2 protein-coding genes are annotated in these 2,383 nt (G+C 38.1%); both read left to right on the top strand.

Annotated elements, in window-relative coordinates:
* The first annotated feature begins 394 nt into the window (after positions 1–394).
* Positions 395–1,909 (top strand): glycoside hydrolase family 30 beta sandwich domain-containing protein, encoded by a 1,515-nt coding sequence (locus Q0X89_RS13450; RefSeq protein WP_297695025.1) that lies wholly within the window; start codon positions 395–397, stop codon positions 1,907–1,909.
* A 61-nt stretch (positions 1,910–1,970) separates the two neighbouring features.
* Positions 1,971–2,383: MFS transporter (locus tag Q0X89_RS13445; protein WP_297695023.1), on the top strand; the 413-nt coding region annotated here is incomplete at its 3' end.

Below are 2,383 nucleotides of genomic sequence, written 5' to 3'. Positions count from 1 at the left end.
CTTAATAGATAATGAACCTTATGGAACACTGGAGAACAATGGTAGTTTACCATTTAATAAAGATTTCTTCTTTATTTTAAATGTGGCCATGGGCGGTGATCTGGGGGGTACTATAGACCCGGCATTTACACAATCTACCATGGAAGTAGATTACATAAGGGTATATCAATAAGTTTTCTTTAGTTAATTTGTTTAGCAGAAAAAAGGTTAGAAGGTTCCCCTAACCTTTTTTTGATTAAATTGTGTGGGATAAGGATGTTAGAACACTTTAGAAAGGAAATAGGACTCGAGAATTACTTCAAAAAGTAGTATTGAATCAGTTATTAGAATTGGATCTTTAGTTAGACATCAGATTACCATGGTAACTTTAATAGAAATCTAAATGTCTTTTAAAATGGAACGAAGAAATAAACAACAGCCGGTTAAAAACATAGCCGCCATGCTATCCTTATCACTGTTTTTCGTTAATTGCACAATCAAAGAAAAAGAATCGCCGGAAAAAATAGCTGCAGAACCCGAAACAAAGATTATTGCTACAACAAACATGAATGCCAGTATCTATACTACCGCCCACAAGACTGATCTGAAACTTTCTGAGACGGGAGCATTGACATTTAATGATTTTAAGCAACCTTTGGAGACTGAAATTGATGTATTGGTTGATCCTTCCAAACAATTTCAGACTTTTTTAGGAATCGGTGCAGCTTTAACGGATGCCGCTGCTGAAACTTTCTACAAACTTACCGAAGAAAATCAGGACAAATTCTTAGAAGCGTACTATAGTCAGGAAAACGGCATTGGGTATTCGTTAGGCAGAACCATTATTCATAGTTGCGATTTTTCCACTGGCAGTTATACCTATATTGAAGAAGGAGATAAAGAATTGAAAACATTTAATATAGATCATGACCGGCAATACCGACTTCCTTTTACCAAAAAAGCCATAGAAGCAGCAGGGGGCAAATTAACCATGTATGCCAGTCCCTGGAGTCCTCCCGCGTTTATGAAGACAAATAATAATATGTTGCAGGGAGGGAAGCTAAAACCAGAATTTTATCAACCCTGGGCTAACTATTATGTGAAATTTATTGAGGCTTATGAAGCAGAGGGAATCCCTTTATGGGGACTAACCATTCAAAATGAGCCCATGGCCGTACAGCGTTGGGAATCTTGTATTTATACCGCAGAGGAAGAACGCGATTTTCTAAAGAACTATCTCGGTCCAACCTTGGAAAAAGCAGGAATGGGAGATAAAAAGGTTATTGTTTGGGATCACAACCGTGATCTGTTATTTCAAAGGGCAAGTGTTATTTTAAATGATCCGGAAGCTGCGAAATATGTTTGGGGAACAGGTTTTCACTGGTATGAAGACTGGAAAGATGGTATTCCAATGTTCGATAATGTGCAAAATGTTAATGAAGTATTTCCGGATAAGAATTTAATTTTTACCGAAGGCTGTAACGAAGGTTATGATATTTCAAAAATAGAGGAAGTAAGGCTTGCCGAGCGATATGGGAGGTCTATGATAAATGACTTCAACAATGGTACGGTGGCTTGGACCGACTGGAATATTCTACTGGATGAAACCGGGGGTCCCAATCATGTAGGTAATTTATGTTTTGCCCCTGCACATGGCGACACTAAAACAGGAGAACTTACATTAACTTATTCTTATTATTACATAGGTCATTTTTCAAAATTTATCCGCCCTGGTGCCAAAAGGATTAGCAGTGTTTCAAGTTCAAATTCCTTGCTTTCAACTGCATTTGTAAATGCAGATGGTAGTGTGGTGATCGTCGCTATGAATCAAAGTGATGCTCCCTTGGAATACAGCATTACGATGAATTCAAAAACAGCAAAAGTTGATATTCCCGGAAATGGGATTCAAACCATTGTTATGTCAGAATAATAGTTGTTCTTTTATTACCATTAAACCTAACTAAATAACCAACCAATTAATACTGAAAATCATGTCAGAATCCGGTCCAGAAGTTAAAATGAATAAGTCTTATACCATACTCATAAGCCTCATAGTGGCTCTGGGAGGTTTTTTATTGGGTTTTGACAGTGCTGTTATATCTGGAGCGGTAAAAGGTATCACTGTTTATTTTGAAATGACAGAATGGATGCTGGGATTTTCAGTAGGCTGCGTAGTTTTCGGAGCTATGGCGGGAAACTTATTGGCAGGACCTATGAGTGATATGTTTGGCAGAAAGAAGATATTGATCATTGTAGCGGCACTTTTTACTATCTCCGCTTCCTGGTCCGCTTTAGCAACAGGGTATACAGAGTTTATTATTGCCCGGATTATAGGAGGCATCGGAATTGGTGGAGCCATCTTAATTGCACCCATTTACATCGCGGAAATAGCACCTCCAAAACT

The sequence above is a fragment of the uncultured Eudoraea sp. genome (assembly GCF_947258525.1).
Lineage (GTDB): Bacteria > Bacteroidota > Bacteroidia > Flavobacteriales > Flavobacteriaceae > Eudoraea.
Note: the sequence above shows the minus strand (reverse complement) of the source record. Positions and strands in the feature narration are given on the sequence as shown.

What these genes read in the sequence shown, in the direction of transcription:
- Q0X89_RS13450 (WP_297695025.1), top strand. Translation starts at nt 395, where the DNA reads ATGGAACGAAGAAATAAACAACAGCCGGTTAAAAACATAGCCGCCATG.